Origin of the sequence: Halalkalibacter sp. APA_J-10(15) (assembly GCF_023017105.1) — a bacterium.
GTDB lineage: Bacteria > Bacillota > Bacilli > Bacillales > Bacillaceae_D > Halalkalibacter.
The window spans coordinates 458779-484674 of the sequence record NZ_JALKEV010000001.1; the positions used below are offsets into that span (position 1 = coordinate 458779).

Annotated in this window: 19 protein-coding genes and 1 pseudogene; 14 read left to right on the forward strand and 6 right to left on the reverse strand. The window is 40.1% G+C overall.

The window, feature by feature from the left end:
- The first annotated feature begins 125 nt into the window (after window positions 1-125).
- From MW695_RS02040 to MW695_RS02060, 5 genes are all read left to right on the forward strand, one after another.
- Window positions 126-1451: a GGDEF domain-containing response regulator gene (locus MW695_RS02040; RefSeq protein WP_247102535.1), complete on the forward strand. Its 1326-nt coding sequence runs from the start codon at window positions 126-128 to the stop codon at window positions 1449-1451.
- Entirely contained in the window at window positions 1451-2509 is a 1059-nt protein-coding gene (locus MW695_RS02045) for a HEAT repeat domain-containing protein (protein WP_247102538.1), read from the forward strand. Before MW695_RS02040 ends, MW695_RS02045 begins: the two co-directional genes overlap by 1 nt.
- Window positions 2502-3926, forward strand: a complete 1425-nt coding sequence (locus MW695_RS02050; protein ID WP_247102541.1) for a glycosyltransferase family 2 protein — start codon at window positions 2502-2504, stop codon at window positions 3924-3926. Before MW695_RS02045 ends, MW695_RS02050 begins: the two co-directional genes overlap by 8 nt.
- 21 nt (window positions 3927-3947) lie before the next feature.
- Window positions 3948-7211, forward strand: a complete 3264-nt coding sequence (locus MW695_RS02055; protein WP_247102544.1) for a hypothetical protein — start codon at window positions 3948-3950, stop codon at window positions 7209-7211.
- A gap of 61 nt (window positions 7212-7272) precedes the next feature.
- A complete protein-coding gene (locus tag MW695_RS02060) occupies window positions 7273-10302 on the forward strand; it encodes an ATP-binding response regulator (protein ID WP_247102546.1) in 3030 nt (1009 codons plus the stop codon).
- A 267-nt stretch (window positions 10303-10569) separates the two neighbouring features.
- Here the strand turns inward: MW695_RS02060 and MW695_RS02065 are convergent.
- Window positions 10570-11095 (reverse strand): annotated as a pseudogene (locus MW695_RS02065) (GNAT family N-acetyltransferase).
- A gap of 372 nt (window positions 11096-11467) precedes the next feature.
- On the opposite strand from MW695_RS02065, the gene MW695_RS02070 reads away from it, so the two are divergent.
- The 7 genes from MW695_RS02070 (at window position 11468) to rbsB (ending at window position 18535) form a co-directional block, all read left to right on the forward strand.
- Window positions 11468-12604 (forward strand): type II asparaginase, encoded by a 1137-nt coding sequence (locus MW695_RS02070; RefSeq protein ID WP_274169691.1) that lies wholly within the window; start codon window positions 11468-11470, stop codon window positions 12602-12604.
- 290 nt (window positions 12605-12894) lie between these two features.
- Window positions 12895-13881, forward strand: a complete 987-nt coding sequence (locus MW695_RS02075; protein WP_247102548.1) for a LacI family DNA-binding transcriptional regulator — start codon at window positions 12895-12897, stop codon at window positions 13879-13881.
- Window positions 13874-14770 carry a ribokinase gene (rbsK, locus tag MW695_RS02080; RefSeq protein ID WP_247102556.1) on the forward strand — a complete coding sequence of 299 codons (897 nt, stop codon included), beginning with the start codon at window positions 13874-13876 and terminating at the stop codon, window positions 14768-14770. The genes MW695_RS02075 and rbsK overlap by 8 nt, the downstream gene beginning before the upstream one ends.
- Window positions 14767-15156 (forward strand): D-ribose pyranase, encoded by a 390-nt coding sequence (gene rbsD / locus MW695_RS02085; RefSeq protein WP_247102560.1) that lies wholly within the window; start codon window positions 14767-14769, stop codon window positions 15154-15156. Before rbsK ends, rbsD begins: the two co-directional genes overlap by 4 nt.
- A 16-nt stretch (window positions 15157-15172) precedes the next feature.
- Window positions 15173-16666 (forward strand): sugar ABC transporter ATP-binding protein, encoded by a 1494-nt coding sequence (locus tag MW695_RS02090; RefSeq protein WP_247102564.1) that lies wholly within the window; start codon window positions 15173-15175, stop codon window positions 16664-16666.
- A complete protein-coding gene (locus tag MW695_RS02095) occupies window positions 16656-17600 on the forward strand; it encodes an ABC transporter permease subunit (protein WP_247102565.1) in 945 nt (314 codons plus the stop codon). The genes MW695_RS02090 and MW695_RS02095 overlap by 11 nt, the downstream gene beginning before the upstream one ends.
- Window positions 17601-17614: 14 nt before the next feature.
- Window positions 17615-18535 (forward strand): ribose ABC transporter substrate-binding protein RbsB, encoded by a 921-nt coding sequence (gene rbsB, locus MW695_RS02100; protein ID WP_247102567.1) that lies wholly within the window; start codon window positions 17615-17617, stop codon window positions 18533-18535.
- Between the two features lie 308 nt (window positions 18536-18843).
- Here the strand turns inward: rbsB and MW695_RS02105 are convergent, their stop codons facing one another.
- Window positions 18844-19566 (reverse strand): DUF3801 domain-containing protein, encoded by a 723-nt coding sequence (locus tag MW695_RS02105; RefSeq protein WP_247102569.1) that lies wholly within the window; start codon window positions 19564-19566, stop codon window positions 18844-18846.
- A 253-nt stretch (window positions 19567-19819) separates the two neighbouring features.
- Here MW695_RS02105 and MW695_RS02110 point away from each other — a divergent pair, with 253 nt between their 5' ends.
- On the forward strand, window positions 19820-19909 hold the full coding sequence (locus MW695_RS02110) for a putative holin-like toxin (RefSeq protein ID WP_247102572.1): 90 nt from the start codon (window positions 19820-19822) through the stop codon (window positions 19907-19909).
- 448 nt (window positions 19910-20357) lie between these two features.
- Here MW695_RS02110 and MW695_RS02115 read toward each other — a convergent pair whose 3' ends face one another.
- Window positions 20358-21221, reverse strand: a complete 864-nt coding sequence (locus MW695_RS02115; protein ID WP_247102573.1) for a helix-turn-helix transcriptional regulator — start codon at window positions 21219-21221, stop codon at window positions 20358-20360.
- A 124-nt stretch (window positions 21222-21345) separates the two neighbouring features.
- Between MW695_RS02115 and yicI the strand changes: the two genes are divergently transcribed.
- On the forward strand, window positions 21346-23667 hold the full coding sequence (gene yicI, locus MW695_RS02120) for an alpha-xylosidase (protein WP_247102575.1): 2322 nt from the start codon (window positions 21346-21348) through the stop codon (window positions 23665-23667).
- Between the two features lie 112 nt (window positions 23668-23779).
- On the opposite strand, the gene hepT is transcribed toward yicI, so the two are convergent.
- The 3 genes from hepT to MW695_RS02135 are packed head-to-tail and all read right to left on the reverse strand — an operon-like array spanning window position 23780 to window position 25762.
- Window positions 23780-24187, reverse strand: a complete 408-nt coding sequence (gene hepT, locus MW695_RS02125) for a type VII toxin-antitoxin system HepT family RNase toxin (RefSeq protein WP_247102576.1) — start codon at window positions 24185-24187, stop codon at window positions 23780-23782.
- Window positions 24177-24575, reverse strand: coding sequence for a type VII toxin-antitoxin system MntA family adenylyltransferase antitoxin (gene mntA, locus MW695_RS02130; RefSeq protein WP_247102578.1), 399 nt, complete (start codon window positions 24573-24575; stop codon window positions 24177-24179). Before mntA ends, hepT begins: the two co-directional genes overlap by 11 nt.
- A 59-nt stretch (window positions 24576-24634) precedes the next feature.
- On the reverse strand, window positions 24635-25762 hold the full coding sequence (locus MW695_RS02135) for a response regulator (RefSeq protein ID WP_247102580.1): 1128 nt from the start codon (window positions 25760-25762) through the stop codon (window positions 24635-24637).
- Between the last annotated feature and the right edge of the window lie 134 nt (window positions 25763-25896).

A 25896-nucleotide genomic window follows, 5' to 3' on the forward strand; every position in this document is an offset into this window, starting at 1 on the left:
TCATCACCACTATTATTATTTGTCCTAATACATCTATTAAACCATTTATTGCTACTTAATTTCATTATTTTTTAAGCGGTCATACGATATAATGAACATAGAATATGAAATGGTAGGTGTAAGAAGTGAGGACTACATTTGTAAGCAACGGCTTAGAGGAACGTCCACAAGGCTTTTATGAGAGAAAGCCTTTTGTTCTTTTTATTGCGAAGGACGAGAATATAGTATCGAACATGGAGCAGATGTTGGTAGACGAACATCGTTTTCTATACTCGGTGACGTCTGAATGGAAGCAGGTAGAATTGAGTTTACACTCGCAAATTCCAATCGTTATTGTTCTTTTACATGAAGATGGAGAACAGGTTGATCCAGTGATTGATGGAATGATTCGACAATTTTGTGAGTACTTCAAAGTTTCAGTCGTTCTCTGTAACCGAGAAATGGCAGTTGAGCAAACACGACTGCCCCATTCTTTTTTTGCAAATCCATATGATAGGAAAGGTTTAATTGAATTGGTTAGGAAATTGATTCAATTACGTTCTATTTCTTATATAGATTTGGAAACCGGGCTATTGAATCAACTGTTTTTTGAGAGAGTATATAAGTGGCAGTTGGCAGCATGCAAACGGACAAAAGTACCGTTTTCTTTAGTTTTCTTATCATTGAGTTCGTATCGGGAATGGAAGGATACGTATGGTTTGTTAACATTGAGGAAGATAAAGGAAGAATGGATTGATCAGATCCAAGAAAAAGTACGCGATTCTGATTTTGTTTTTTCCTTTGGTCAAGAGAATGAAGTGATTTTACTTCTTCCATACACGGGCGAAGAAGAGGCGCGATCTTTTTTGAAGAGGTTTGAAAATGACGGTAAACAATTACGAGTTAGTCATGATGAGACGGAGCTTTCGGTGGATCTCCATTTAAGTGGTGTTGTCGTAGAAATTCGTCAATCATCAGTCGAACATATCGAGGTGACGAGAAAAGCGCGAGAGATGATGGCTTCATTAGACGTATCATCTGTTGTTACAGTTGACGATTATTTAAAAAAAGAAATCGAACCAATCAAAGTGACGATTATTGAACCAGATGAAGTGTTTCGGCATGTATTGGTGAACTTAATGAATCGTTTAGAGATGGATGGTTTTGAGTTTCAGATAAAGGATTTTGAAGACGGGCAGTCGTTTCTAGAGTCGGATTATTATCAATCTGCCCATACACATATTGTCATTTTGAATGACATACTACCACATAGAAGTGGATTAGAATTAGTTTATGAATTACGAGGTAAGCCGAATACGAATAAATATTTAATTACAATGCTTTCAACGAGACGGGCGGAGGAAGATATGATTTATGCATTTGAATCAGGAGTAGATGAATATATTGTAAAGCCATTTACCATTCATTTACTAGAAGCAAAAATAAAACGTTTGTTAAGAAGGTATCGCTAATGGTTACAGTAGATATACGTGTTTTGATTTATAGTCTGTTGATGTTCATTTTTATACTGTCGGTTGTTTTTATTTATTTAATTGTGAATCGTTTAAGGGAAAAGAAACGTGAAACGCGCATTCATCATTATATTAATCAATATCATAAAAGCTTTTATGATCATTTAATTGAAGGAGAGCCTGCCTCAAGTGAAATTGAGCCTGAGTGCACGTTACAAATAAGGGCAGTAGAAGAGATATTGACGCGATATAGTCATTCAATAAGTAGCGAAAAGGTAGTTGAACGTATTTGTGAATATGCGGAAACATATTTATGTAGCCACTATGAAGCACAATTGAAAAGTCGTAGATGGAGTAAGCGAATGAATGCTTTGTACCATATTGTTGATTTTCGAATGTATTCGTTCAAGTCGAAGGTAGCAGAAATGCTAGCAAGTGATAAACACTACACAGATGATGAGTATTTACAAATGTATTTGTTCTTAACGAAAGCTGATAAGCAGTTATTTATGAAATTGATTGAAAGAAATAAAGCGAGCTTTACTGAATGGGAATATCGCAAGCTTGTTCATGAATTGGACCAGGATTCTTTTGCGCTATTACTACAATCCTTTGAAGAATTACCACAAAGCTTGCAATACAGTATGATTGATATAATTGGAATGGAAAATCAATTGAAGTGGTATTCATTTTTAATAGAAGTATTAGAAAGCGAAGAGTTAGAGCTTCGTATCCGGACGCTTAAAGCTTTAAGTAAGCTATCTTATGTCCACCAGCCAAAGCTCTTTAAGCCATATTTGCAATCTCCTTATTGGGAGGAGAGGATGCTAGTTGCAAGATTGCTTGAGACAAATCCTTCTAGAGATGTTCAGAATTATTTGATTACGTTATTAGGTGATTCCTCTCGTTTGGTTAGAAAGCAAGCAGCCAAATCGCTTAGCATGCAAAAAGGGGGGGAGCAGTTATTACAGGAAATTTCAATTGATGGAGACGAAGATATCATGGTTGAAGCATTTCAAGATGTGTACGGTACAAAAGTAGGTGAGTTAAATGGCTGATTTTATGAGTCAATTGCTCTGGATAATGGGTATTGTCATTCTTATTTATATGACTGTTGTTGTGGGCTTTTATTCGGTGTTAACGTTGACAGCCTTTATTCAACTTCGTAAGGAGCGCCAATTAGATAAATATGAAGACAATGAAGAGTATTTGCAGGATTACTATACGAAGCCAGTATCCATATTAATCCCGGCTTATAATGAAGAAGCGGGGATTATAGAGAGTATACGTTCTTTGTTAAGCTTACAATACCCACAGAAGGAAATGATTATAATTAATGATGGCTCCACTGATCATACAGTTGAGCGAGTCATTTCTCATTTTCGAATGGAAAAGATTGAGCTTTCCTATCAGGAAACATTATCTACTGCATCAATAAAAGCCATCTATCAATCTAAAATGATCCCAAGTCTATTATTAGTTGATAAGGAGAATGGTGGAAAAGCGGATGCTTTAAATGCGGGTATGAATGTGTCGAAATACCCTTATTTTTGCTCCATCGATGGGGATTCAATCTTGGAGCAGGATGCCCTGCTTAAAGTGATGAAGCCGATCATGAAATCAGGTGAAGAAGTGATTGCCTCAGGTGGGAGTGTACGTGTAGCAAATGGCTGTGAAATTCAAATGGGCAAAGTGATGAAAATCGGTTTATCGAATAAGCCACTTGTCATTATGCAAGTCATCGAGTATTTACGAGCTTTCTTTACTGGGCGAATTGGACTGAGCCGGCATAATTTACTTCTCATTAATTCTGGTGCTTTTAGTGTCTTTTCAAAGAAATGGGCGATGGCTGCAGGGGGGTATTCTAATAAAACGGTCGGTGAGGACATGGAGCTTGTCGTTAGACTTCACCGATATATTAGGGAGCAGAAGCAAAATAAACGAATCGTGTTTGTCTCAGATCCTGTTTGTTGGACAGAAGCTCCGGAAACACTGAAACAGCTTGGTAGGCAGCGTAGTCGTTGGCATAGAGGATTAATTGAAAGTTTATGGACTCATCGGAAAATGACGTTAAACCCCCGTTATGGTGTCGTAGGAACGGTATCATTTCCATACTATTGGCTTGTGGAAATGATTGGACCGATCATGGAATTATTGGGTTATGCAATGATCATTGTTTATTTGCTTATGGGTGGGGTTTATCTTGAATTTGCTGCTCTTCTAATGATCGTCATGGTTGTTTACGGTTCGATCTTTTCGATGGTAGCTGTTTTACTAGAGGCATGGAGTTTAAATAGGTATACGAACGTACGTGATTTAGTGACGCTGTTTTTATTTTCATTGTTTGAAACGTTCTGGTTCCGACCATTAACAGTGATCTGGCGTTTCCAAGGTTGTTTACAGTGGATGTTTAAATATCGTAAATGGGATACCCTTGAACGAAAAGGGTTAAATAAAATGAACGAGCATGCTTAGAAACGGGAGAAAGGAAAGATAATGAAAAAGTTAGTAGTGGCTTTAATAAGTGTTGCGGTTATTTTTTTGATTCCTTTTGTGCTTTGGCACTTTGAGAAATCTGATGAATTAAATATTGCGATTATCGATAAAACCGTTCCTGATGAATCTTATCGAGAGCACCATGGCTTAACATGGCTGCTTAATCATTGGAGGGTGACCGAAGAACGACTAAGTGCTTCTGAGGATTATCAAGGCTTTCGGCCAAATGAAAAGGAAGAAAGCTATGATATTCAACAGCTCTTAACGGATTACGACGGAATTGATTTGATCTATTTAGCGGATACGTATGGTGTTTATGAAGAGGACTTGCCTTGGGTGAATGAGAATGAACGAGAAGGCTCCCGTTCTAACCTTATTTACGGCGGTCTTGAAGTAGAGGAATGGTACAATATTTATACTAGACTAACGGATGGAACGCGCAGCACGCTTGTGGCGGAATTTAATACGTTCGCCTCTCCGACAAACACTGAGGTACAAAGTAGTGTAAGCAACTTTCTTGGAATAGACTGGAGCGGATGGGTTGGGCGCTATTTTGATGAACTAGATCCAGAATTAAATGAAGAAATTCCGCAATGGATTTTAGATGAGTATCCTGAATGGGACTACGAAGGTTCTGGATTTGTTATCGTTAATGACCTGAACTATGATTTAGTTGTTCTATTAGAAGAGGAGCATGTTGAGAAAGGTGGAATACGGCTACAATTTACGGAGCAGGGGCAGGAATTCTTTGATTTAGAGAAAAGCCCAGAGTATGCCTATTGGTTTGATATTATAGAAGCACGAGAAGAAGATCATGTGCTAGCGACTTATGATTGGCCATTAACGAGTTTGGGTGAAGAAATGCTGATCGAAAAAGGGATTCCCCTTCAGTTTGATGCCGTTATTCATCGCCAGGAAGGACCATCTGATCGTTTTTACTTTGCTGGGGATTACGTTGATGTTGCTGAAATTCCTTCCTTTTATCAATACAAATGGATGGCTCATTTGCAAACGTGGCGTAAAGGTTTCTCCAAAGAAGAAAACGCCTTTTTCTGGACGACCTATGTTCCAATGATGGAGATTATTATAAATCGAGCAGGTGAAGAGATTGAATACGAGCCTGTAACAGAAGATGGTTTAAATGAGACGAAAGAGTATCCTTCTATTGGAGAGAATCAATATAACTTCCGGATCGTCGGGGATCTTTATGAAGTATATGTTGATGGTCAGTGGGAGGAAATGACGATTAAAGGTGTGAATATGGGGATGGGGAAACCAGGTAGCTTTCCTGGTGAAGCGATGATTAGTGAAGAGGAGTATAGACGTTGGTTCAATTATATTGGCGAAATGGGCGCCAATACCATTCGAGTCTATACCATTCACCCACCTGGATTCTATCGCGCGTTAAAAGCATACAATGAAGCGAACCCGGATCAGCCGCTTTATTTGTTTCATGGTGTGTGGTTCAATGAAGAATCTGAAGTATATGAAGAAACAAAGGATGCTTTCGTTGGTGGAAATACGATCCCATTTCAAGAGGAAATGAAGATGATTGTTGATGTTATACACGGTGATACTCGAATTGAATATACGCCAGGACATGCTTATGGAATCTATGATGTTGATGTATCTGATTATGTCATTGGATGGATTATTGGGATTGAGTGGTATCCGCGCTTTGTGGAAGAAACAAATGATGTGCACTCTGATTTAGGTGATTATGATGGCCGTTTCGTCAAGACGGAGAAAGCTGAAGCGTTTGAGTATTGGTTAGCTGAACAAATGGACCTTGTGTTGAGTTATGAGGCTGATCATTATGGCTTTGTTCGACCAATTAGTTTTACGAATTGGGTAACGACGGACCTTTTGACACACCCAGCTGAACCAAATGAGGAAGAAGATCTTGTTGGAATTGATCCAAATGTGGTCAAGCTAAAGGACGGGATGGAAGAGGTTGGACAATTTGCTTCCTATCACGTTTACCCATATTATCCAGACTTTTTGAATTTTGAGGAAAGGTATTTAGAATATATCGATCATCGTGGACAACCGAATAACTATGCGGCTTATCTTGAAGACTTACATGAGGTTCATGATATACCAGTACTTATAGCTGAGTTTGGTGTTCCAGCTACTAGGGGAAAAACCCATAACAATCCATTCGGTTGGAATCAAGGCCATTTAGCGGAGGATGAACAAGGTGAAATTGTTGTCTCATTGTTCGAAGATATTTTGCATGAAGGGATGATGGGCGGGTTAATTTTCACTTGGCAGGATGAATGGTTTAAGCGGACGTGGAATACGATGGAATATGATAATCCAGAGCGCAGACCGTATTGGTCTAACCCACAAACGAGTGAGCAGCAATTTGGCTTAATGAGCTTCGATCGCCATAAAATTCGGATAAATGGGAGTCCGTCAGAGTGGGAGGAATCCGTTCCGCTTTATGACGATGGTGATGAGTTATTAGAACAATTTATCGTAGATCACGATGAAACTTATATGTATTTGAGAATTGATTTGAATGATTTTGATTGGAGTAAGGATGCTTTTCCGGTTGTGCTATTTGATACGATTCCAGACCAAGGTAATGAACAGATCGAGGGATTTGATGGTTTATCGTTAAATAATGGCATCGACTTTATGATGAAGTTGAAGGGGAAAAAGAGCTCTTCTCTTCTAGTGGATTGGTATTATGATTTCTTCGAATATGAATATGTTCATGTTCACATGATGATAGATTGGGACATTGATAATCCAAAACCTGTAAATAATACAGGGGTTTTTAACCCGATAATGTACGCATTAAACCAGGCGCTCTACATTCCAAGCCGTGATTTACACGTTGATTTTGAAGATTATGAAACGGGTAAACTACGTTACGGTATTGGTGATCCAGATCATGAGGACTATGATTCCCTTGCCGACTTTTATTACAATGAAGAACTGCAAATGTTTGAAGTGCGTATTCCTTGGCTCTTGTTGCAGTTCCGTGATCCGAGTCAGCGTGAAGTGATAGGAGATTTTTATAAGGATCCGTATGAATTTAGTCAGTTTGTTGACGGCATTCAATTAGCCGTTCTAATCGTTAATGAGCAAGGAGATTCGTATGAAATACTTGATTCCTTTCCTGCATTAGAAAATGGTCGCTTCAGTGAACCATTAGAGTTGTACGAATGGGAAACATGGGATTTGCCGTTGTATGAAGAGAGATTGAAACAGTCGTATGATGCTGTGAAAGAGGCATTTCGAGCGATAGAATAGAGACTGCCGTTATATAGTTATAAGGGATTGGGGTTTGCAGGCAGAGAGTGGGGCTGAAGCTATGTCAAAAAAACGAATACTGCTCATTGTGACAATATTTATGATTGTCCTCACCGCTTTTCGATTTGGATGGATTCACCTCCACGCGAAGCCTGAGCATCCTCCGATTGAAGCGGGGGTGCTTGATCTTCGTGGCTGGGACCAGCTGTCTGATTATGCGATTGGCTTAGATGGAGAATGGGAATTTTATCCGAATCTCCTACTTAACGAATTAGGTGAACAGACTGAATCAGAGTATGTTCAAGTGCCAGACGATTGGACGGGTACAGAAGGGATGGAGGGCTCTTTCGGTTACGGGACGTATCGTTTAGTTATTCATGTTGATGACGATTTGAACGAGACGTTTGGTTTTCGCGTTCATTCCATTTATAGTTCGTCGAAATTCTATGTAAATGGCGAGCTCATCGGCCAAGCAGGGCAACCTTCTGATGAAAAATCAAGCTACGAGCCATTGAATAACCCTTATTCAGCCTATGTTGAAATAGACGGTGGCAATGAATTAGAGGTTATGATACAGGTGGCTAATTTCCATGATCCGAATGAAGGTGGAATTGGTCATTCTATTTCATTTGGGTTAGAAGAACCATTAAGGAGTGAAATGAAATTAGTCGAGGGGATCGCGATTTTCGCCTGTGTCATTTATTTGTTTCATGCTTTGTATGGCTTTGTTTTATTTCTGATTGGCAATCGTGATCGCCGCTTATTTTTCTTTTCAGTTGTGCTTTTATGTACGGTTATAGGAACGTTCATTGGGGAACGGTTTATATTTGAATGGTTTTCATTTAGCTTTGAATGGCGTAACGATATTCTATATGTTGCCGGTATAATCGGGGGCTACTCTTTACTACAATGTATTCGTGATTTTCTACCTCGTTTTATGACGAGGAAAGTATTGACCCTATATGAGATTGCTTGCCTGATCTCTCTAGTCCTTGTACTTATCTTACCTGTTTCCCTAAACCTACGTATAGAAGCGATTTATTTAACGTTAATGCTTTTACCAACATTATTGCTCATTGCGCTTATGTTCAAATCGACGATAGCGATTGATCAGGATCGGATTTTTCTCTTGCTCGCGTCTATTGCTGCGGTAGGTAGCTTATTCTGGCTAGTGGCGATGCATACATTTAACATGATGATGGTTTCCTATCCGTTTGATTTGCTTATTGCGCTGACCTGTTTATCGACATATTGGTTCAAGCAATATTTTAATCGTCTGAAAGAATCGCAGCAGCTAGCTACTAAGTTAACAGAAGCTGATAGGCAGAAGGATCAGTTTCTTGCGGATGTCGCACATGAAATGCGTAATCCGCTTCATGGGATTATTAATATCTCTCAAGCTGTTTCAGAGCGGGAGAAGGATCAGTTAACGGAGCGAAGTAGACAGGATCTAACGTTACTGAATGATGTTGGCAGGCGTATGTCGCTTTTATTAAATGATCTACTTGAATTAGCAAGATTCAGAGAAAACCGTATCACGTTACACAAAAAGGCGGTTTCTGTTCAAAGCGCAGCAAGCGCGGTGATTTCGATGCTATCGTATATGGTTGATGAAAGGCCGATCACACTGCGTCAGGACATGTCTGACGAGCTTCCTCCTGCTGTTGCAGATGAAAATCGTCTCATTCAAATTTTATTTAACCTTGTTCATAATGCGATTAAATATTCAGAGAGTGGGGACATTGTCATTCGGGGTACATATGAAAATGAGAGAATCCATCTTGCTGTAGAGGATCAAGGTCAAGGAATGACGGCAGCTGATATTGAGGCGATCTTTCAACCGTACGAACAGGTCCGTGGTACCCAATCGAACGAGGGGGGATTCGGATTAGGATTGAGTATATGCAAACAATTGGTTGAGTTGCATGGGTGTACGCTGAACGTCGATTCAACTCTTGATAAAGGATCAATCTTTTCTTTTACTCTTCCAGTAGCATCGGAATCTGTCGGTGAGCATAACCAAGTCACATCGGTTATTGTGGAGAATTCCTCCTGGAATGAAGTGGCGGCTATAACGAATGAGTCTCAAAGTGATGTAGCTGGAACGATTCATCTATTAGTGGTTGATGATGATCGGGTTAATTTAAAAGTGCTTGAAAGTGTTTTCTTTGAAGAATACTATCAGCTTTGTACGGTGGTATCAGGGGCGCATGCTTTGGAAAAGCTCGATCGTGGGAAGTGGGATATTGTTATTTCTGATGTGATGATGCCGCAAATGACGGGCTATGAATTGACTGAACAAATTCGAAAGAACTATTCGATGACTGAGCTACCAGTACTGTTGTTAACAGCGTACAATCACGACATTGATATAGAAGCGGGCTTTCGCGCTGGAGCGAACGATTATGTGAGCAAGCCGGTTAATGGTCTTGAGTTAAAGGCACGAGTCGAGTCGCTTGTTGAAATGAAGAGATCGGTGAAAGAGGCATTAAGGCTAGAAGCGGCGTGGCTCCAAGCTCAAATTAAGCCTCATTTTATTATTAATACGTTCAATGCGATTGTGGCGCTTAGTCGAATTGATTTGGAGAAAATGGATGGACTCATTGAGGAGCTGTCACAATATATTCGTTACAGCATTCATTTTCAAAATGCGGATGATATGATTCCATTAAAGGATGAGCTTCAGCTAGTCCGCTCCTATGTCACGATTGAACAGGAGCGTTTTCCAGATTATTTCGAAGTAGAGTGGAAGGTTGATGAAACGCTTGAATTGAGTGTACCACCACTGGTGATTCAAACAATTGTTGAGAACGCGATTCAGCATGGACTATTAAAGCGACCTAAACGAGGGTTGCTAGAGGTTAAGGTGCACGATCGTGGCTCTTTTGTAGAGGTATCTGTTAGTGATAATGGACACGGCATAGAGAAAAGTAGAATCCATCATTTATTAGATCGTGGTGAAGAAAGCATGCATTCAGGTATAGGATTAGCAAATACAAATTACCGACTTAAACAATTATTCGGAAGAGGTCTTCAACTAGAGAGTGAATTAGGTGTAGGGACGTCGGTATCTTTTAAGATTCCGAAGTGAGTGACGGAAAGCTCTAGCTGATGTTAGAGCTTTTTGGCGGTATTTATAGATTGCAAACTCTTATTAGGAGCTAAATAAATAAGAAATGGGGTTTGATTTCACGCAGAGGGGCGACAAAGAAACGAGTAAACCCAATGTTTCTGAGTGCGTGTCAGAAATCTAATTTGATTACGGTTAAATTTTTGCGTGAGGTATAAAAAGGTTACTCCCAAAAGGAAATGACTGAACACGGTCTTCAACTAACGCTACCCGTTAATGCAATAAGACTCAAAGTTCTATCCAATATCTTTTTATAATAATTCCAACTTCTTCGATAAAATCTGAGTCAGGAATACCGCCGTTATTAATGATTGTTTTAGATGAACCAATATTACCTGCATCACAAACCACTAAAGCCTTTTTTATACCCAATTCCTTTGCTTTTATAAGAGATAAAGCCAATAAATCCGTTGCAAACCCTTTTCTTCTTTCCGAGGAACGGATACCATAACCAATATGACCTCCACTTTCTAACAGAGTATTTGTTAATTGATGCCTTATATTCACAGCCCCAATAACTCTATTCTTTTCGTTTATTAACCAATACGTTTGAATGAGGTACCCAACCTTCAGGAAGATTAGTAGCATTTTCATTTTCTTCTAAAGATAATACCATCTTCTCAAAGTTTGAAGGGTCTTTCTGAATAACCCAAGGTACCATATTTTCTCCACTATCTAGCCACTCGCTATAAAAGTTGAGATATTCTTCCTTTAAATTCACTGTCGGTTTAACTAAATATAGACTATTCCTCATTGATCAAACTCCCTTGACTTCATTTTAACCCTCTCCCTTTATACTTCAAAAGCTGTCAACTCTTCTTCATCTCTGCTGCCCGTTGAAGAGGAAATTATCATCTAATAATACCATGAAATAGTAAATAAATCCCTTTTATATGCTAGTAGTAACAATTTTTACGTAACAGCCTTTCTATAAAAAGTGAGCGTGTTTACATAATAGGAAATGTTTTATTTATAATAATGAAAGCGCAACTAAAATTATTTTCATGTAATAATTTCTTACAATAATCACCAAGAAGTAGGAGGTTCCTGCTATATTTCTAGCATACTACTTTTCTAATAAATAGTCAGAAATAGTAGTAGTAGAGATGAAGGAGGAATTTACAGCATGAAGAAGTTTACGTTTACGCTCATGGCATTTGTTACACTGATGGTGGCATGCTCACAGGAGACGGTTGAGCAAGCTGAGGCTGATCCGATTGAAGATGGAGAAGCCGTTGTCGCGGAGGAAGGAAATGGAGAAGAGGAAGCAGAACAGCAGGAATTTAATGAGGATTTACCAAACATTTCGATTCTAGCAACTGGTGGGACGATAGCTGGATCTGGTAGCGTGGGAACGAATACGACTGATTATCAGGCAGGGGATATTGCCATTGAAGCATTGATTGAAGCTGTGCCTGAAATGACCGAGATTGCTAACATTAATGGTGAGCAAATTGTGAATATAGGAAGCCCTGATATTACGAACGAGCACTTGCTAACATTAGGTAATCGTATTAATGAATTATTAGCGACAGATGATGTTGATGGGATTGTTGTCACACATGGCACAGATACGATGGAAGAAACAGCATACTTTTTAAATTTAGTCGTAAAAAGTGATAAGCCTGTCGTGTTAGTTGGAGCGATGCGGCCAGCAACTGCCATGAGTGCTGATGGTCCGTTGAATTTGTATAATGCGGTTTTAGTTGCGGGGCATGAGGAATCAGTTGGTCGCGGGACGCTTGTTTCCTTTAATGATCGAATTGCTTCAGCGAGACATGTTACGAAGACAGACACAACAGCTGTAGATACATTTGTGGCTACAGAAGAAGGGTACCTTGGAAGAATCGTTGGCGGTGTACCACATTATTATACTGAAATAACAAAATCGCATACGACCGAGACGCCATTTGACATCTCAGATTTAGAGGAATTACCACAAGTCGATATCATTTACGGTCATCAAAATAATGATCCATACATGCTTGATGCAGCAGTTGAAAATGGAGCAGAGGGGATTATTTTTGCAGGTCCAGGTAACGGTTCCATGTCATCGGTCATGCAGGAGGCGGCAATGGACATAATGGAAGAGGGTATGCCAATCGTTCGTACTTCGCGAGTAGGGAATGGAACGGTTTCGCATAAGGATGATTATTTGACTGCTGATTCATTGAATCCGCACAAAGCTCGCATACTGCTAATGCTTGCGCTCACGGTTACAGATGATGAAGAGGAAATTCAAGAATACTATGATTCGTATTAATAGAGAGAGGTGAATGGGAACCCCTCCAACTGGTGATGGAAGCCATTGAAAAAGTTAAAACCAAACTTTTTCAATGGCCTCTGGTGATGGCTGGAGGGGTTTTGTCGATGGATGTCAAGTGAGCGCTTTCAATTGTATTTAGAGTGTTAAAAATTAAAAATGAGGCGTTTTCATGTCAAGATAGGTCACTCTCGATAAAAAAGTGAGCGTTTTCACTAAGAATAACAGTTGACAAGAGTGCACGGACATATTATAGTATCTGTAACCGGTTACAGGCGAGGCGAGAGAACATGACAACAATCAAAGATGTAGCAAAGTATGCCGATGTGTCGGTTGCTACAGTATCTAGAGTGTTAAACAAAAAAGGATATGTGAGTAAGGATGCAGAAATAGCTGTATTAAAGGCCATTAAGGATTTAAATTATAAGCCGAATTCTGTTGCGCGATCTTTGTATCATAAGACATCTAAGATGATCGGCTTGCTCATTCCAGACATTTCGAATCCGTTTTTCCCAGAATTAGCACGTGCCGTTGAGGATGTTGCGTTAACATACGGATACACGGTTGTGATCTGTAATACGGATGAAGATAAAAAGAAGGAACAGCAATATGTGGATGCGCTTAAGCAAAAGTATATTGATGGTCTGATCCTATCAACGAATCAATTATCGATCGATGATTACAAAAGCTTACACGTACCATTGGTTGCTCTTGACCGCTCAATTAGTGATTCTGTTCCAATCGTAACAGCGAACAACTTTATCGGAGCACAACAGGCGACAGAGTACCTCATAGACAATGGAAGTACGTTTATAGCTCATTTAAGAGGGCCGGTTGGAGTGAAGACTGCTGACCAGCGCTACAAAGGATTCAAAGAAGTTGTGGAAAAGAAAGGAATTGCTCATGTAGTCGTGGAGTCTGAATTCAACATTCACCATGCTAAAAAGACCGCACTTGATTTGTTTGAACGTTATCCATATATCGATGCGATATTTGCCAGTAGTGATATTATGGCAGCTGGAGTGATGAAGGCAGCAAAGCAGGTGGGTAAAGAGATTCCAACGGATGTGCAATTAATTGGATTTGATGGGATTCCGCTTGGTGAGATGCTGACTCCTTCATTATCAACCGTTATCCAGCCAATTTATGAAATGGGTGCCATTTCTACAAGGCTATTAATTAAGCAAATTGAAAAGCAACCATTAGAAACATTGCATTATGAATTAGAGACACAATTGAATATACGCGAAACGACGAGGAGTGAAGAATATGAGTAAATCAAAGCCTATTATTACGGTTATCGGAAGTATCAATATGGATATGGTGACAATGACGGGCCGAGTACCGGAGCAAGGTGAGACAGTCATGGGTGAGGGCTTTCGCACAATGCCTGGTGGAAAGGGAGCGAACCAAGCCGTTGCGGCAGCTCGCCTAGGTGCAGAAGTTCATATGATAGCAAGAGTAGGGGAAGATTCTTTTGGTAAAGAGCTTCAGTCTCATTTGAAGGAGCAAAATGTTAATATCGACAATGTGGAACCGGTTACAGATAATCATACAGGTGTTGCGACCATTGTGCTTTCGGAGCGAGATAATCGAATTATCGTATCAGCGGGTGCTAATTATGATGTGACACCTGATTATATCATGCAGCATTTAGCTATTATTGATCGAAGTGATATCGTTATCGTTCAATTAGAAATTCCGATTGAAACGGTTGAATGTGTAACCGGTTACTGCAAAGAAAAAGGAATACCGATTCTGTTAAATCCGGCCCCAGCTCATCCGTTATCGCCTGCTATCTTAGATGCTGTGACTTATTTGACACCTAATGAGAAGGAAAGAGATGAGATGGAGCTTGATAGAGAGACCTATAAGGAGAAGCTAATTGTCACGCTAGGGGAAAAGGGCGTCAGTTATTTAACAGATGACCTAGCGGAAGAAATTCTTCCCGGATATAAGGTTGATGTAGTCGATACAACAGGTGCTGGTGATACCTTTAATGGTGCTTTGGCTGTGGCGCTTGGACGCCAAATGAAGATGAAGGATGCGATTCAATACGCGAATGCAGCCGCTGCATTATCGGTGCAGAAATTCGGAGCGCAAGGTGGGATGCCGACCGATGAAGAAGTGAGGGATTTTTTAGCAGAAAGGGCTCATGCAGAATGAAGAAAAAGGGGATTTTAAATAGAGATATTTCAAGTGTTCTAGCTAAGCTCGGACATACGGATCAAATTGTCATTGCCGATTGTGGGTTGCCCATTCCTGATGGTGTACCATGTATTGATTTGTCATTGGAGTTAGGTGATCCGACCTTTTTACGGACGTTAGATGTTGTGTTAGCTGATATGGAAGTAGAAAAAGGTATTGTTGCGAAGGAAATAAAAATGAGAAATGCCCAGATGTGTGAAACCATTCAGCAATATGAATTTCCAATTGAGTACGTAGACCATGAACGCTTAAAGAAACAGAGTCAAACGGCAAAGGCTGTTATTCGTACAGGTGAGACGACTCCATATGCCAATATTATTTTGCAGGCTGGTGTTATTTTCTAATTGGAGGTGAGTGTAGATGATTGAGATGACGGAAATCAACAAGTCCTTTAATGGGAATCAAGTATTGAAGCAGGTCAACTTTGAAATTAGAAAAGGAGAAATCCATGCACTAATGGGGGAAAATGGCGCTGGAAAGTCAACGCTAATGAAAATTCTTTCAGGTGTATACGAGCGAGATTCAGGAACGGTTGTCGTGAAGGGTAAAGACGTTCACTATACAAGTCCTAAGCAGGCAGAGAAGGATGGTATTGCTGTTATTCATCAGGAGCTGAATATCTTACCAGAGCTAACAGTTGCAGAGAATTTATTCCTAGGGAATGAGAAAACGCTTGGGAAAACGGGTTGGATGAAGACGAAGGAAATGAACAAGATCGCTGAGAAGCAGCTGGTCAAGCTAGGCTTGAAGCTTAAACCAACGACGTTAGCGAAACACCTTTCAGTTGGAAAGCAGCAAATTATTGAGATTGCCAAGTCACTCATGACCAATGCAGAGGTCATTATTATGGATGAGCCAACTGCCGCTTTGACTGATCGCGAAATTGATACGTTATTTGAGATGGTGGAGAAATTAAAGCAAAGTGGTGTCTCGTTTGTTTATATTTCTCATCGCATGGAAGAAATTTTTTCGATATGTGACCGAATTACTGTTTTACGAGATGGACAATATGTTGGTACGAAAACGATTAAGGACACGAGCTTTGATGAGATTGTGCAAATGATGGTTGGACGAGAGCTTGGTCAACGTTTTCCTGAGCGGAAAGAGAATGTGGGTGAAACGAAGCTTTCTGTAAAGAGTTTGTCACGTAATGATGAATTTAAAAACGTTACCTTCGATATAAAAAAAGGAGAGATTTTTGGCATCTCTGGATTGATGGGGGCAGGTCGATCTGAGTTAGTGGAGACGATCTTTGGTTATCGAAAGGCTGACCGTGGTGAGGTGTATATTGACGGTCAAAAAGTAACGATACGGAGCCCGGCAGATGCAATTGCCCAAGGGGTTGCTTTCGTTTCAGAAGATCGAAAATCAAAAGGATTAGTGGTTGATTTTTCTATTCGAGAAAATTTGAATATAACCAATTTAAAGACCCTGTCTGAAAAGGGCTGGATGATTCAATCTCGTGAAAAGGCATTGTATACCGAAATGGCTAAAAAGCTTCACATTCGCTCTTCTGGCTCTGAACAAAAAGCAAAGTCATTAAGTGGCGGTAATCAACAAAAGGTGGTCATTGCCAAATGGCTTGGGATGAAGCCCGATGTGTTAATTCTAGATGAACCTACTCGCGGAGTTGACGTTGGTGCGAAGAAAGAAATCTATTCGATTATGAATGATTTAGCGAGTCAAGGTGTGGCTATTATCATGGTTTCCTCTGAGCTACCTGAAATCATTGGAATGAGCTCACGAGTAGCGGTGATGTGTGAAGGTGAGCTTATGACCATATTAGATCGGAAGGAATTATCAGAAGAGAAGATTATGCATTATGCGACAGGGGGAGATAAGCATGTTCGCTAATAAACGGCTGAGTTCTATTCTAAGTATGTTAGGTCCTTTTATCGGCCTTATACTTATTGTTATCATCATTTCAATCTTGAATCCGAGCTTTTTATCCGCATCTAATTTGTTAAATATTTTGCGGCAAGTATCCATTAATGCGTTAATTGCATTTGGAATGACGTTTGTTATTTTGACAGGGGGAATTGATTTATCGGTTGGCTCCATTCTCGCATTTTCAGGAGCGGTAACAGCTTCATTAATTGCCTCGGGCGTTGATCCTGTGCTTGCGGTGTTAATCGGATTAATTGTTGGAACAATACTTGGTGCCTTTAATGGATTTGTCATTGCAAAAGGGAAGGTAGCCCCTTTTATTGCAACATTGGCGACGATGACAATCTATCGTGGATTAACGTTATTCTTTACAGGTGGACAACCTATTTCCGGTATTGGGGACAGTTCGTTTTTCGCGATGATTGGTCGAGGCTACTTCTTTGGCATTCCTATGCCAGCTGTGACGATGATGCTAGCATTTGTTGTTTTGTATTTAATTTTGAAGAAGACCACATTCGGTCGTCGTGTATATGCCGTTGGTGGTAATGAAGAAGCGGCGATCTTATCAGGAATTAGTGCGAGTCGCATTAAAATATACGTGTACTCGTTAACAGGTTTTCTATCTGCGTTAGCAGGTGTTATTTTAACGTCAAGATTAAGCTCAGCCCAGCCAACTGCGGGACAGATGTACGAGCTTGATGCAATTGCGGCGGTTGTACTTGGAGGAACGAGCTTAACTGGTGGACGAGGTTGGATCGTCGGCACGTTAATAGGTGCCTTGATCATAGGAGTTCTGAACAATGGTCTCAATTTATTGGGAGTGAGTTCATTTTTTCAACAAGTTGTCAAAGGTAGTGTGATCTTATTAGCGGTACTATTAGACCGCAAAAAAAATGCATAAAGGGGAAGGTTAAAATGAAAAAGAAATTAATGATGTTAGTTGTAACAATTATGAGCATGTGGTTAATGGCGTGCTCGATGGAATCTCCAGTAGAGAATGGTGATCGTGCAGACGGCGATAGTGATGAATTAGTTGTAGGGTTTTCCATTTCAACGTTAAACAACCCGTTCTTTGTGACATTGCAGGAAGGGGCGGAAGCTAAGGCAGATGAGCTAGGAATTGAATTAATCACCGTTGATGCGCAAGATGATGATGCGAAGCAAGTGAACGATGTGGAAGATCTCATTCAGCGTGGTGTTGATATTATTTTAATTAACCCGACCGATTCTTCTTCCGTTGTGTCAGCTGTCGAGTCGAGTAATGCTGCGAACATTCCGGTTATTACAGTGGACCGTGGATCTGATGGTGGAGAAATTACGGCTCATATTGCTTCAGACAATGTAGCAGGTGGCGAAATGGCGGCAGAATTATTAGTTGAGTTAGTCGGTGAAGGCGCTCAAGTAGCTGAACTAGAAGGTCTTCCAGGTTCATCAGCAGCACGTGAACGTGGAGAAGGGTTTAATAACGTAGCAGACAATGATCTAGATGTTGTAACGGCACAATCAGCGAACTTCAATCGAGCAGAAGGTTTATCCGTGATGGAAAACATTCTCCAAAGCAATCCAGATATCGTCGGTGTTTTTGCTCATAACGATGAAATGGCTCTTGGGGCATTAGAAGCAGCTATTGCGGCTGGGCGTGATGATTTAGTTATTGTAGGGTTTGATGCGACAGAGGATGCTGTTGCAGAAGTGGATGCTGGTCGTTTAGCCGGTACAGTTGCACAGCAACCCGTCTTAATCGGAGAGGAAGCGATTGAAGCGGCAATGAGCCTATTTAATGGTGAGGATATAGAAGAATTTATTCCAGTTGAGCTTGATCTTATTAGAGATTAGCTGTAAAAGAATCTGCGTTTAAGGTTGGATGAAAGGGGAATCCATCATCCAACCTTAAAGCCTTTGTCGTGCTGGTAGGCCAAACGGAACCTCATTCCGTTAAAAGGAAGAAATACGTCGTTTAAGCGTATGAAGAGGAACGTCATTCCGTTAATGAGCCAAAAAAAGAGAAATGTGAAGCACAAATAGTCAAATAGCGGAATGAGGTTCCATCAAGAAGGTTGTAATAAGAGGAGGGTCCTGAAAAAGTAAAAATCAACCTTTTTCAGGGCTCTCTCCTGCATGATTTTCTAATCTGAACAGATCTATTAGTTAATCGTTAACTGATAGGTACAGCCACATGCGCCACAACTGCATACTAACCAATTACACGTTTGACATTTATAATCGAATTGTGAGTCAAGGCCCTGTTTACAGTCAAAGCAGTGTGTGACTCGTTGAGCAGACTGCGGTTTGGAAAAAAGGAAATCGACCATTGAGCCTAGTAAGCTTGAGTTTTTTTGAGTGGGTGGGGGAACCTTTTGTGTTTGCATATAGGTTCGATTTTTCGCTTTTATTTCAGCTATTCGTGCTCTTGTTGCTTTTCTTTGCGCTTGTTGTTGGCGCCTGTCCTCTTGTTGCTTTTGTAGTTGTGCCTCGAATCGTCGCTGTTTTTCCTGTTCTTCTCGCTCTTGCTGCTTAACGTATTCATCGACCTTAGCGACTAATGCTTCGTCATCTTTAGCGGTTATTAAAAGATAGACGTTTTGTGTCGATGATGGATTGTTTCTTTGTATGTCGTAGCAAATGCCGATTAGCTTCTTGCTGTCATGAAAATGAGGCAGGATAGTGTCTGTAGTGTTAGGGAGTAAGGAGATCTCTCCATGCTTCGTAAACGCCTTTAATTGATCCTTTATCGTAAAAAAAGTGATTTTCTCCCGTTTTGATATCGCGACAATAGCAGGTAGCTGTAATTCAACGTGGGTAAATGTTTGCTTCATGACCAACCTCGCTTTATCCTTCTTATGATCTAGGTATATCGTAACACGCATGACTGAAAGAGAGAAGATGTTGAAATTAAATAAACGTTTAATTAAATGGAGTCTAGAGCAATTGAAATCAAATTTCTTTTAAGTCTATCGTTAAATAGTCGTTCACTTTTATGATGGCATGAAGTTATTTTACAATCTAATTAGAAATATCAAGATGGGAGGAACTCGAAGGAAAAATAAGGTATACTAGAAGGCAGGTATTAGATAAGAAGGTGAAGGGTTAGCTGATCCCCTAATGGAAGGGGGTGATGCGTTGACTGCTTTTGAGGGCATCTCATTGATGATTATGTTTGGAATGCTTGTGATTTCAATCTTATCATTTAAGGATGAGGACAAGAAGTAGCCACCCTTTGCTGGCAGCATAAAGGGTGGCTGTGTGTCACCGGTTTTAGAAGATGACAGCTTCCCAAAACTGGGAATATCTAATGCTCAGAATGGCTAATGTTACCAGCATTGGCCATTCGTTTTTTTAGTGTATGTGTTGATAGGTTAAAAATACCATAAAGTGAGTCAATTCGCAAATGGTTGAGTAAAAATAAATCCTAGTATGTGCTGCGCGAAGAGGAGATTGCCGCCATCAGAGAGTTAATGAGTACTCCCCCTGCCGTTAAATAACGGAAAATCCGTAGGTTGAGGAGATAGGGTCCTCCTCCTTGCGCTATTTCAGCAAAAATAGGGTGAAATGGGTCTGGAAAGCTTAAATAGAGGAATGAGGAACCCAAACGCTGTGAATAGACGAACTTGAGAGGGAATAGCGGATTGAGGAACCGCTACACTGAGAATGCCCCCAACTACCCACGACCTTTCCGAAATTCAGATGGTGTACATGATTTCTTTCGTTTGAATATGCGAATGAAATAACTTGTGTTCTCAAAACCTACCTCAAGAGAAATGTCGAGAACGGAGCGATCTGTCTCCTTTAGTAGCTTCGCGGCTTTATTAATGCGGACATGATTCATGTAGTCAATTGGTGTCATTTTAATATACGATTTGAAAAAACGACTAAAGTGACCGTCGCTCATTTGAATATGCGAGGCAAGGTCGTTAACAGTAAGACGTTCTTGAAGGTTTTTATCCATATACGTGAGCACCTGCTTCAGACGAGTGATGTTCTCGCTCTTTTCGGTTCGAGCTGGTGATTTCCGTTTAACCTCATATTCGTCCATAAGGTAAGCGAATAGGAGAAAGAGCTCCCCTTTTATTAGCAAAGGATAGGTTGAATTCTTTTCATCATAATGTGAGAGGATGGCTTCGATATGACGAAAAGCGCTAGCTTCTTTAATGAGAATTGGTTCGTCATCGTCCCACTCTAAAAGTCGGTCAATGAAATGACTTTGTATCGTATCATAGGTCGCGCTGTTGATGAGCTGACTATGAAAGACGATTGCTTGCAAGCGGAAAGGCTCGTTGCCCACTGGATAAGCAGCGTGTAGCTGTCCGCTCGGAATGAATAACGCCTCTCCCTCCTGCAATGTCACTTCAGATGCACCGACCCGAATTAGCGCTTGACCATGTTCCATAACGAGAAATTCCATCTCATGGTGCCAATGCCATTGAAAAATCACATCCCCATCAAGATAATCGACCATATAAATATGAAAGGCAAACATCGGGTCACCGTGAACGCGATCCTCTAATAATGTATCCTTATTCATTTTATTCTCTCCAATATATCAGAATTGTGTTATGATTATGTGTCAATTATACAAGAAATACTCGTAATTAATCAGTATTATTTTAATTATAAAATAAAATAAGTGAACGAGAGGGGAATGCGAGATGAAATTCAGTAATGGACAATGGCTGACAAAAGAGGGTTATCAATTAATTAGTCCAGTCGAATTGTTTGATGTTGATCAGCATAAGGATTCGGTTACGCTAGTTGGTCCTCCAAAACCAATTGTGAATCGTTCGGGGCAGCTTGATACACCGTTAATTGAAGTGAATTTATCTTCACCGATGAAAGATGTGATTCGAGTACAAGTGGATCATCATAAAGGAGCACGTGATCTTGGGCCTCATTTTGAAATCAAAGAGGATGAAAATGTAACCGTTTCAATTAAAAACAATGATGAAGGTGTTGTTTTTTCAAGTGGAGATGTAAGCGCACAAATTAGTAAAGAAGGTGGATGGGAGCTTGGCTTCTATTATAAAGATGAGCTTCTAACAGCGAGTGAATTCAAAAGTGTTGCCCATGTTATTGCTGATGATGGCCAGACGTATATGCGTGATCAGCTCAGTATTGATCCTGGTGAATATGTGTATGGATTAGGTGAGCGTTTCACGCCATTTGTGAAAAATGGTCAGGTCGTTGACATTTGGAATAAGGATGGCGGTACGAGCTCTGAGCAGTCGTATAAAAATATCCCGTTCTACTTAACGAATAAGAATTACGGTGTGTTTGTTAATCATCCTGAAAATGTTTCATTAGAAGTAGCTTCAGAGCATGTGTCAAAGGTACAGTTTAGTGTGCCAGGGCAGAAGCTAGATTACTTTATCATTGGTGGCTCGTCGATGAAGGAAGTGTTGGAGAATTACACATCGTTAACGGGTAAGCCAGCATTACCTCCTGCGTGGACGTTTGGGTTATGGCTGACGACTTCCTTTACAACAGATTATGATGAGGACACAGTTAATTCCTTTATCGATGGAATGGCAGAGCGTGACCTGCCGCTACATGTGTTCCATTTCGATTGCTTCTGGATGAAGGAATTCCAATGGTGTAACTTTGAGTGGGATGACCGTATCTTTCCTGAGCCTCAGCAGATGCTTGAGCGCTTGAAGGCGAAGGGCTTGAAGATTTGTGTTTGGATTAATCCGTATATCGCACAGCGTTCTAGCTTGTTTATGGAAGCGAAGGAGAATGGCTATTTCATTAAAAAAGAAAATGGTGATGTATGGCAGTGGGATTTGTGGCAGCCTGGAATGGGAATTGTCGATTTCACGAATCCAGCAGCGTGCCAATGGTATGCGGATAAGCTACGTGATCTTGTTGATATGGGTGTCGATTCCTTTAAGACAGATTTCGGTGAGCGTATTCCGACAGATGTCGTATACCATGACGGTTCTGATCCAGTGAAGATGCATAACTATTACACGTTCCTCTATAATAAAGTCGTCTTTGATGTGCTAGAGGAGAAGCTTGGCAAAGGGGAAGCTGCATTATTCGCTCGTTCAGCAACGGCTGGTGGTCAGCAATTCCCGGTTCATTGGGGAGGAGATTGTACGGCAACGTATGCATCGATGGCGGAGAGCTTACGTGGTGGGTTGTCGTTAGGAATGTCAGGGTTTGGCTATTGGAGTCATGACATTGGAGGCTTTGAAAGCACAGCAACGGCGGATGTGTATAAGCGTTGGGCCGCATTTGGTTTATTATCGAGTCATAGCCGTCTCCATGGAAGTAGATCATATCGTGTTCCGTGGTTATATGATGAGGAAGCCGTTGATGTCGTCCGTCACTTCACGAAGCTGAAATGTCAGCTCATGCCATATTTATTCAGTGAGGCCAATGAGTCCTCACAAAAAGGAATTCCGATGATGCGACCGATGGTACTTGAATATTCGAATGATCCGAATTGTGATCAGCTTGATCGTCAATACATGTTAGGTCAGTCTTTACTTGTAGCGCCAATCTTCAATGAAAAAGGAATCGCTAAATATTATTTACCAGAAGGAACGTGGTCGGACTTTGTAACAGGTCGTACGATTGAAGGAGGAGCGTGGAAGCAGGAGCACCATGATTATTTAAGTGTGCCACTCTTTGTTCGCCCGAACTCTGTCATTGCGGTTGGTCACAATGATACGAAGCCTGACTATGATTTCGCTGATCACGTCGACTTCCAGCTATTTGCGCTTGAAGCAGGAAACAAAGCGGAAACGACTGTTTACGCTGAGCAAGGTGAGGAGGAAGTATCGTTTACAGCAACGCGAGAAGGAGAAACGATTACGATCTCGGTTACAGGAGCCAGTAAGCCATATACGGTTACGTTACGTGGTGTGAATCGTGTAGCAGGTGTGACTGGAGCAACAGCTGAGGATAGAGAGCTTGGTATAAGCTTAACTCCTGCAAAAGGTGAAAGTACGATTGTCGTTACGTTGTAAGGTGGTACCGAAAGAGTTACAAATCAATTTTTTCAGTTCCCTTTTGTAAGAGGACGTATCCTGTAAGGTCAATGCTGACCTTATGGGATGCTTTTTTTCCTCTAGGTGGATATTATTTATGAGCAAGGATTGCTTTCGTATATGAGGTGAAATCAACTAAATGATTCTCAATCACTTTCTCTAAAATTTGAATGTTGATTTCTTGATAATCATGTACAGCTACATTTCGAAAACCTACCATTGCTTTCATACGATGGGATAATGATGAAGGTATGAGGCCTTCCTGTTCGATGATGGTAAAGGCATCACGGCTATTTTGTGGAATACCTAGCTGCTTCGTTGCAACAATATGCATCGCTAAATCAATACACGCTTCGCAAGCTCTTTGTAAGTTGAGAACAATGGAGTCTTGTTTGGTGAAATCTGTTAGGTTGTTACGGTTATTGTCATAAACGTCTTTAATTCGTGTTAGGCAGCGTTCCACAGTACTTACTTTGTTTAATATGACATTATTCTCCATATATAGTCCCCTTTTCGTTGATTGTATCTAAAACGGGTTTGCGTTCTTCGTTCAGTTTTGCATACATTTTGAGCGCTCTCATTTCATACCACATTCGCTTTGTCTCGTCTGAGCAGTAAATGATTTTGCCTGATTGGATAATTTCAACTCGAAAGACAATGCTTGCTTCTTTCAAGTCAATGAGATCCACATCGCGATTAAGTTGTGACGCTAATTTTTGTGCAAGCATAAAGCGTTCATAATTAGTCAAAGACGTTTCGCTTAAGTAAGCAATATCAATATCACTGTCGTTTCGGAAAAATCCATTCGTTGCAGAACCAAACAGAACAATGAAAATAGGGGAAACTCTTTCAACAAGACAGGCTATTATGGCATGCTTATCCACCAATGGAAATCCCTCCATTTCCTGTTTGCAATTATTATATCATCTCTTATAGGCCTTGCGCATTAGTATTGTTGCTTCCACCGTGAGTACCAATCGCTAATAACTGGATCTATTTCTAAGTTCATATTTGATAAACTTTTCGATAATTGTTGATATTGGTAGTCGACAAACATTCGGTAGTTTAAGCTTGCGTATGTTTTCATTAAGGAAAAGGATATTTGTTCATCTTCAGGTCTGATTTCAAGTATTTTTAAATACCAGTGAACGGCTTTTTCTAAATCATTGGTTTCCATATAACAATTTGCAATAAGTCTGGCACGATGAAGCCATAATTCCTCTAATTCAAACCTTTCATTCTCTAGCCATATGTAATCATTTGTTACTAAATAAGACCCTGAATACAAGGACATAATGTCTTCATAAATCTCAAGAGTACTATTAGTGATTGAAGGAGCTGCTTCTAATTTTCGTTTCCATTCATTTTTATCTAATATAACGTTTTTTAATTCTAGTAAATATCCTTCATGTACATTAGATACGACTATATAATTTTGAAATGACCCAAAGGTTTTGCGAATATTGTAAATACTCATGTACAAGTTAGAATAAGCCTTCTTTAGGTTGTGCTGTCCCCATAATACGTCAATAATTTGCGATTTTAAGACTGTTTTCCCTTCATGTTGAAGTAGATACAGGAATAATTCCTTGGATTTACTTGTCCTCCAAGTAATCTTTTCAAAGCTGTAGGAATGAGAATAGTGTACCTTAAAATCACCTAATACATTTATTCTAAGTGGACTAGTAGAATCTGATTTTGTTTTATTTAAAGTTGAAGGGAGTGTTTCGATTCGTTGAATTGTATTTTCTAATCGTTCAGGGGAGACAGGCTTTAGTATATAATCTAAGGCATTCAATTCAAAGGCTTCAATTGCATATTGGTCGTGCGCAGTGACAAAGACAATATTAATAGAAGGGTTAACTTGAAGTATCTTTTCTGCAAGAACGAGACCATTTACTTTTCTCATCTCGATGTCTAAGAAAACTAAGTCGGCTTCAGCTAATAGCTTCTTCTTATCCTCGATCGAAGGTTTAGTTGATTTGAAAAGTATATTAATATATTTTAATTTAGCTAATTTCCGTTCTAAAAACGTTAATGCTAATGGCTCATCATCAAACAAACAAACATTCATATTATATTCTCCTTTTTTTAGATAGTTTTTCAGTAATGAACATATAAATTTAATGGATATACATAGTACGCATTTGCTAGTTCGAAAGAATATCGTTCCGTGTAGCGAAAATACATATTTCTATATTGATATAA

Coding starts and splice junctions, on each gene's coding strand:
- MW695_RS02045 (WP_247102538.1), top strand. CDS start 1,451: ATGGTTACAGTAGATATACGTGTTTTGATTTATAGTCTGTTGATGTTC.
- MW695_RS02050 (WP_247102541.1), top strand. CDS start 2,502: ATGGCTGATTTTATGAGTCAATTGCTCTGGATAATGGGTATTGTCATT.
- MW695_RS02055 (WP_247102544.1), top strand. CDS start 3,948: ATGAAAAAGTTAGTAGTGGCTTTAATAAGTGTTGCGGTTATTTTTTTG.
- MW695_RS02060 (WP_247102546.1), top strand. CDS start 7,273: ATGTCAAAAAAACGAATACTGCTCATTGTGACAATATTTATGATTGTC.
- MW695_RS02070 (WP_274169691.1), top strand. CDS start 11,468: ATGAAGAAGTTTACGTTTACGCTCATGGCATTTGTTACACTGATGGTG.
- MW695_RS02075 (WP_247102548.1), top strand. CDS start 12,895: ATGACAACAATCAAAGATGTAGCAAAGTATGCCGATGTGTCGGTTGCT.
- rbsK (WP_247102556.1), top strand. CDS start 13,874: ATGAGTAAATCAAAGCCTATTATTACGGTTATCGGAAGTATCAATATG.
- rbsD (WP_247102560.1), top strand. CDS start 14,767: ATGAAGAAAAAGGGGATTTTAAATAGAGATATTTCAAGTGTTCTAGCT.
- MW695_RS02090 (WP_247102564.1), top strand. CDS start 15,173: ATGATTGAGATGACGGAAATCAACAAGTCCTTTAATGGGAATCAAGTA.
- MW695_RS02095 (WP_247102565.1), top strand. CDS start 16,656: ATGTTCGCTAATAAACGGCTGAGTTCTATTCTAAGTATGTTAGGTCCT.
- rbsB (WP_247102567.1), top strand. CDS start 17,615: ATGAAAAAGAAATTAATGATGTTAGTTGTAACAATTATGAGCATGTGG.
- MW695_RS02105 (WP_247102569.1), bottom strand. CDS start 19,566: ATGCGTGTTACGATATACCTAGATCATAAGAAGGATAAAGCGAGGTTG.
- MW695_RS02115 (WP_247102573.1), bottom strand. CDS start 21,221: ATGAATAAGGATACATTATTAGAGGATCGCGTTCACGGTGACCCGATG.
- yicI (WP_247102575.1), top strand. CDS start 21,346: ATGAAATTCAGTAATGGACAATGGCTGACAAAAGAGGGTTATCAATTA.
- hepT (WP_247102576.1), bottom strand. CDS start 24,187: ATGGAGAATAATGTCATATTAAACAAAGTAAGTACTGTGGAACGCTGC.
- MW695_RS02135 (WP_247102580.1), bottom strand. CDS start 25,762: ATGAATGTTTGTTTGTTTGATGATGAGCCATTAGCATTAACGTTTTTA.